This is a genomic window from Pseudoalteromonas sp. S1609 (genome assembly GCF_005887255.1).
GTDB lineage: Bacteria > Pseudomonadota > Gammaproteobacteria > Enterobacterales > Alteromonadaceae > Pseudoalteromonas.
The window spans coordinates 1-6,440 of the sequence record NZ_PNDJ01000096.1 but is presented as its reverse complement, the minus strand read 5'-3'; the positions used below and the strand labels follow the sequence as shown (position 1 = coordinate 6,440).

Genomic DNA, 6,440 nt, shown 5'->3' with positions numbered 1-6,440 from the left:
CAGCCGACTCGCCTATTTATGGCGAATAACCACACCACATAGGCTCTGCCTTACCTAAATACCAAACAGACTGCTGCAAATTTAACCTTGAAAGATCAACAGACCCTAGCGTTGCTAAAATACACGCTAACATTAATGCCAACATGCCAAGCTTAAGCATACCGTGTTTTATAGCTAGGATCAGCAATGAAAAGAAGATATTAAAAATTTTCAATGAGCTCACTCTCTCAATTGTATACTTTGAAGGGGTGGGTTATTTTTTAGTTAAAAGAGCACTACATTGTGGCTTACAAGCGTGCTTAAACTCGCATTTTTAGCTGATTTGGGTATACTTGCGCGGCTAATCCCTATTTTATTCAAGTATTGAATAGGCTTGTAGGGTAAGCTAAGCCTATGTGTAGGTAAAATTCAGAGTAGCCTAACAGTGCTCTAAATTGAATTACAGGTGAGTGACTGCTCATTGTGTAAGTTCAATAAATATGAATTAAATATCTAAAACACCCTGTTTTAGCATGTAACTTTATAGTGGAAGTCGAATGGATCAATATATTGAATTTGTCTCAAATCATCCAATTCTAAGCCTAGCTTGGGTTGCGATTGCGTTTCTTATTGTTAGTGGCGCAATAAAAAGTAAATTTTCAGCAATTCGTCAGATCAATCCTCAGCAGTTAACGTTACTTATTAACCGCGAAGACGGTCAGGTTGTTGATATGCGTGGGCAAAAAGAGTTTAAAACAGGCCATATTGCCGGTGCTGTGCATTTAAACCCTGAAAAAGCCAAAGAATCTGATTTCTCAACCCTTGAAAAGTATAAGAGCAAACCCATTATAGTGGTATGTGCTGCAGGCATGACTGCTTCAGGCGTTGCAACCGCAATGCATAAAGCAGGTTATGAACAGGTTTATGTTTTATCTGGCGGTATGGGGGCGTGGCAATCAGCAAGTCTGCCAACAACAAGCGGTCGCTAATACCTCTTAGCTAAACCGATTAAGGATTAATTATGAGTAACGTTGTTTTATACACCAAAGGATATTGTCCTTTTTGTCATCGCGCATTAGCGCTGTTAGACAGTAAAGGTGTAGAATACACAAACATTGATATTGGCGTTCAGCCAGAGCTTCGCGATGAAATGATCGCCAAAGCCGGTGGCGCAAGCACGGTTCCACAAATTTTTATTAACGATGAACACATCGGTGGCTGTGACGACATGATGGCACTAGAAGCAAAAGGTCACCTTGACGCTAAGCTGAGTGCTTAATTTAATTAATTATAATAAATAACAGGTTAGGAATAACAATGAACGAACAAAATCAAAACGCAGCAGCAGAAGCTGATGCAGGCGCACAGTTTACTATTCAACGTATTTACACTAAAGATGTGTCGTTTGAAACGCCAAATTCACCAGCTATTTTTCAAAAAGAGTGGGCTCCAGAAGTAAAATTAGATTTAGATACACGCTCTAATAAGCTTGATGAAGGTGTTTACGAAGTTGTTTTAGCGTTAACTGTAACAGCATCTATCGGTGAAGAAACTGCGTTTTTGTGTGAAATTCAACAAGCAGGTATTTTTACTATTGCTGAAGTTGAAGAGATGCAATTAGCACACATGTTAGGTGCATTCTGTCCTAACGTGTTATTCCCATATGCACGTGAAGCGGTATCGAACTTAGTAAACCGTGGTACGTTTCCACAACTTAATCTTGCGCCAGTTAACTTTGACGCATTATTTGCACAGTACATGCAGCAACGCACAGCGCAAGCTGAGCAGGCTTCAGCAGACGCATAATTTATGAATACAGCAACATCAGCTGTTACTGTTTTAGGGGCGGGGTCATATGGCACCGCCCTTGCTATTTGTTTAGCCCGAAATGGTCACAAAGTGACTTTATGGGGGCGCAATAGCCAAGACGTTGCGACGCTTGCAGCTGAGCGAAAAAATCAACGTTACTTACCTGATATTCCTTTTCCTGACACCTTAACTCTTGAAGCCGATTTACAGCATGCAACAGCAGCTAGCGATATTGTTTTAGTTGTTGTGCCAAGTCATGCGTTTGCTGACACGCTAAAGCAAATTAAACCGGCTTTGCGCTCTGATGCAAAAATAGCGTGGGCTACTAAAGGGCTTGAGCCAGATACTGGGCGTTTATTGCAAGAAGTGGCAGTGCAAGAACTCGGTGAAGAAGTACCATTAGCGGTGCTTTCGGGGCCAACTTTTGCCAAAGAAATGGCTAAGGGCTCACCAACCGCTATTTCGGTGTCATCAACGTCATCAGCATTTGCGAAACAAATTGCCGATTTATTACATTGCGGTCGATCGTTTAGAGTGTACAACAATGACGACTTTATTGGCATACAGCTTGGTGGTGCGGTTAAAAACGTGATTGCTATTGGTGCAGGGATTTCTGATGGTGTAGGCTTTGGTGCAAATGCACGTACCGCGCTTATTACTCGTGGTTTAGCAGAGTTATCGCGTTTGGGTTGTGCCCTAGGTGCAAAACCAGAGACCTTTATGGGGATGGCTGGTTTAGGCGATTTAATTCTAACCTGTACCGATAATCAGTCGCGCAACCGCCGTTTTGGTTTAGCCTTAGGTCAAGGTGAAAGTGTTGATGATGCGATTGCATCAATCGGCCAAGTAGTTGAAGGCTTCAGAAATACCAAAGAAGTGTATTTACTTGCGCAGCGTGCGGGCGTTGAAATGCCAATCACTGAGCAAATATACAAAGTGCTTTATGAGAATAAAGGCATGAAAGCAGCTGCTATGGCATTACTTGGTAGAGAACAAACTTCTGAGTAATAACACCAAATTTATTAAAATCAATTATTGCCTACCTTAAGTGTTATTCATAGTGAGCAACCTTAAGGTATTGGCAAATGTGCTAATCTTAAGGTTGCTTTAATAAAGCTATTACGACATATACGCTTAATTAGAGTAGTTTGTCATTATTTGATTGACGTTTATTTTGGCTAAACCTTTATTATAAATTTGTTGCCATTTTTGTCCTTCTGCATCGTTTCTAAACGCAATATATAGTTTTTTCTCTTCAAGTAAATTTGCGTTCATCGCAACTTTACTTGCAATGCTGGTAAGGGGTTTATCTGTGCTCAGTAAGTACTTTAATGCATTAGCATCAATAACTGCTGCGTCTATTTATGGCCAACCACACTACATAGACTCAATCTTACCTCAAGATCAAACATGCAGCTGTAAACTTAACCTTTAAATGTCACTAGATCTTGAATAAATACAACTTTCAACAGTCTACTTGTCTCAGTTTTAGGTTACGTTTTAAAAACACGGGCAGAATCTTTTAATTGTGCCGCTAGCTCTTGCATATCCCGAGAGTAAGTTTGAACTTGTTCAATTTTAGCCATACTACTTTGTCCAGCCGATACCACTTCATTAATATTTTTACTTAAGTCCTCAGCAACGGTGCTTTGCTCGGTAACTGCACTTGAAATATGGCTCGACATTTGGGTAATTGATCCAATTGCGTCAGAAATATTTGCAATCAGCTCGCTCGCTGCAGTTGCGGCACTCATACTGTCTTGACTCATATTTTTACTAAGTTGCATGACATTTACTGCAGATTGAGAGCCTTTTTGCAAATTTTCAATGGTAGTATGGATCTCCGCTGTGCTTTTTTGTGTTCTACTTGCCAAAGAACGTACTTCATCAGCAACTACGGCAAACCCTCGCCCTTGCTCACCTGCTCGAGCTGCTTCAATAGCGGCGTTTAATGCCAGTAGGTTTGTTTGTTCTGCGATAGCCTGAATAACGTCAAGTACTGATACAATATCCTGAACAGATTCTTCTAAAGTACCTATTACTCTAGATGATTCATCAAGTTGACCGACTAAACTTTCAATAGAGTTAATAGAGTTTAAAAAAGCTTCATGAACTTTTTGTGCATCAATATTTGCAGTTTCTGCAGAGTTCAAAGTATGCTTTGCATTATTTTCTATTTCGGTTGCAGAGGAAGCCATTTGTGTAATAGCTGTCGCTATTTGGTCTGTTTCTACCTGTTGTGTGGATAAATAGTGCACGCCTTCTGCGCTTAGTGATGAGATATTACCTGCAACACTAAGCGAATCATCTACCGACAATTTAAAACCATTTATAAGCGCTGCAATTTTATGCTCAAACTTATTAAAAGAGGCTGCCAGTTGACCTATTTCGTCATCGCGTCTAACAACGATTTCTTGTGTTAGGTCGCCATCACCACTGGCTATCATTGCCATTTTTTCTGCTACCTCAGATAGAGGCTGCGCAACTAGTTTTTTAAAAATATAAACTAAAACAGCTCCCAAAATACTGGCAAGCAACAGCATCTCAATGACTAAAAATATCGCCAATTCAGTTAATACTTTATCAATATGACTGTATTCAACGTAAAGACTCACTGAGCCGACTTTATTAGGGGTACCTGAATCATCATAAATAAGTTCACTTTGTATAACAGACTGTGTTTTTACACCGTCTGTTTCTGCAAAAACTTGCTCATTAGTATCATAAATTGTTATTTTAGAAATATTATCAGAAGCTACTTCAGCTTTTATTAACTTATTTGCGAGCTCGTCTTGAAAGTTCCACATTGCATTGGGTAACGATAAACCAATACGTTCCTTAGCTAGGCTAATCTCAGTATCAAGTTTTTGCTTTAGTTGCTTACTTTGGGTGGTATAATCATAAATTCCAAAGCACAACAGCACCAATATCATAGCGCTCAACGTGGTAACTACAAGCCTAAATAAAATTGAACGGGTCAAAGGATGTCCTTACTTTAAGTAGTTTGACATTATTGCATTAACATCTATCTTCTCTAACCCTGAGTTGTAGATTTGTTGCCATTTTTTTCCTTCGGCATCGTTTCTAAATGCAATATAAAGGCTTTTATCTTCAAGTAATGTTTCATTCATTGATACTTTACTTTTCATGCTTGCCAGTGATTTATCAGTACTTAGTAAATAATTAAGCACATTGGCATCAATAACTGCTGCATCAATTCTACCAGCTGCAACTTTTTTGATATTTAGTACATCGGAGGGGACTGCATCACCCTTTATCGAACCCGCGGCAATCATATCGTCAAGCTCTTTAGTATTTACATAATCTTGCACCACACCTATACGCTTACCAGCTAAATCACTGGTAGTAGAGAAAGTGATAGGTTTTACATTGTTTTGTACTAACCCAAGTGGACCTGTACCTGTTGGATTTGAAAATACAAAATCAGACGTGTCATGCATATACTCAGGAAAATAACCAACATACTTTGAATTTGCTTGAGCTGCAGAATTAACTGCGCGAGACCATGGGAAAAAGTCTACAACAAGCTCGTGCCCTTCAGCTTTAAATGCGGCTTTTGCTACAGCAACAGATGCACCTTGTTGATCGAGTGATTTATCAGCATAAGGCGGCCAAGCTAATGACGTTAAGTAAACGGTATCGGCACAGACTAAGTTTGAAAAACCTAATAATATTAATAGTAATAATGTTTTCATAGCGTAACCTTAAAAGTTAAATGTTCTTGATACTGAAAGAAGTATAGTCGAGTCACCATAGGTGTCTAAGTCTGTGTCTTCATAGCTGGCCGATAAGTTCCAGTCGTTGATAGTGTAATTAGCACCAACACGCCAATGAATATAGTTATCATCATCAGCTTCCCACTGCCATTTGTCGTCATCATGGCTGAGTGAGTAGTCGGCACCTATATCAATCGAAAAAGCATCATTAATGGGAAAGTTGTGCGTGATCATTACAATGCTGTGGCCAGCACCCGTACCAAAGTAATCCCATGCATGCCAGAAGTTTAGATTAGTATTACCATAATTGAACTTAGCGTACGCTTCAGCATAGTTATAGTCTGAGCTAAAGTCCTCGCCATGGTAGGTGTATTGAGCTATGCCTACGTCAAGGTTTATAGAATCGTTTAGGCTAGTAAAATAACCTAAATAACCGTCTGCTTCTATGTCTGTACCTTCTCCAAAGTCGACATTTGAACCCCAAACACCAGCATAAAAACCAGTGTCTCCAGCCCAGTCAAAACTAGCCTGTAGGGCTGGGTCCTCTTGAGTTTGGCTAACACCATTGAATAAATAATCAGAAACAACAGTTACTGTTGCCGAAGTTGCCGCAAGTGATGAAGTTGAGCAAAGTAGGAATGAGCTAAGTAATAATTTTTTCATAATTTAACGTTTTAAAAAGGAATATTATTATTAGCTTAGTACAAGTTTATAGATTTTGAAAAATAGTCAGTGACAAGGGTCTGTTGACCTTTGTGGATTAAAATTTGTTCAAACTAGGAGCGGTTTAATCGCGGCGCGAGGTTTGTAACCTAGTGGGCTAAGTAAAAACCGAGCAACAAAGAGTAAATCGCTCCTAGGCAGAACCCTTCGGGCTGCGCCTTTTTGGCATTGATGCTTCGGTATGCCCTAGTT

The 6,440-nt window shown here is 39.6% G+C and carries 8 protein-coding genes; 4 read left to right on the top strand and 4 right to left on the bottom strand.

The window, feature by feature from the left end:
* Positions 1-16: 16 nt before the first annotated feature.
* Positions 17-214, bottom strand: coding sequence for a hypothetical protein (locus CWB76_RS18580; RefSeq protein ID WP_138609618.1), 198 nt, complete (start codon positions 212-214; stop codon positions 17-19).
* A 322-nt stretch (positions 215-536) separates the two neighbouring features.
* Between CWB76_RS18580 and CWB76_RS18575 the strand changes: the two genes are divergently transcribed.
* The 4 genes from CWB76_RS18575 to gpsA are packed head-to-tail and all read left to right on the top strand — an operon-like array spanning position 537 to position 2,796.
* Positions 537-968 (top strand): rhodanese-like domain-containing protein, encoded by a 432-nt coding sequence (locus CWB76_RS18575; protein WP_010391832.1) that lies wholly within the window; start codon positions 537-539, stop codon positions 966-968.
* A gap of 32 nt (positions 969-1,000) precedes the next feature.
* On the top strand, positions 1,001-1,258 hold the full coding sequence (grxC, locus tag CWB76_RS18570) for a glutaredoxin 3 (RefSeq protein WP_138609617.1): 258 nt from the start codon (positions 1,001-1,003) through the stop codon (positions 1,256-1,258).
* A 38-nt stretch (positions 1,259-1,296) separates the two neighbouring features.
* Complete coding sequence (gene secB / locus CWB76_RS18565) at positions 1,297-1,785, top strand: protein-export chaperone SecB (RefSeq protein WP_010391837.1); 489 nt, start codon at positions 1,297-1,299, stop codon at positions 1,783-1,785.
* Between the two features lie 3 nt (positions 1,786-1,788).
* Positions 1,789-2,796, top strand: a complete 1,008-nt coding sequence (gene gpsA / locus CWB76_RS18560) for an NAD(P)H-dependent glycerol-3-phosphate dehydrogenase (RefSeq protein WP_138609615.1) — start codon at positions 1,789-1,791, stop codon at positions 2,794-2,796.
* A gap of 485 nt (positions 2,797-3,281) precedes the next feature.
* Here the strand turns inward: gpsA and CWB76_RS18550 are convergent, their stop codons facing one another.
* From CWB76_RS18550 to CWB76_RS18540, 3 genes are read right to left on the bottom strand one after another with little or no spacing between them, the layout of a single operon-like run.
* Positions 3,282-4,769 (bottom strand): methyl-accepting chemotaxis protein, encoded by a 1,488-nt coding sequence (locus CWB76_RS18550; RefSeq protein WP_138609613.1) that lies wholly within the window; start codon positions 4,767-4,769, stop codon positions 3,282-3,284.
* 9 nt (positions 4,770-4,778) lie between these two features.
* A complete protein-coding gene (locus tag CWB76_RS18545; protein WP_138609611.1) occupies positions 4,779-5,504 on the bottom strand; it encodes a substrate-binding periplasmic protein in 726 nt (241 codons plus the stop codon).
* 9 nt (positions 5,505-5,513) lie between these two features.
* Positions 5,514-6,188, bottom strand: a complete 675-nt coding sequence (locus CWB76_RS18540; RefSeq protein WP_138609609.1) for a TorF family putative porin — start codon at positions 6,186-6,188, stop codon at positions 5,514-5,516.
* Positions 6,189-6,440: the final 252 nt, after the last annotated feature.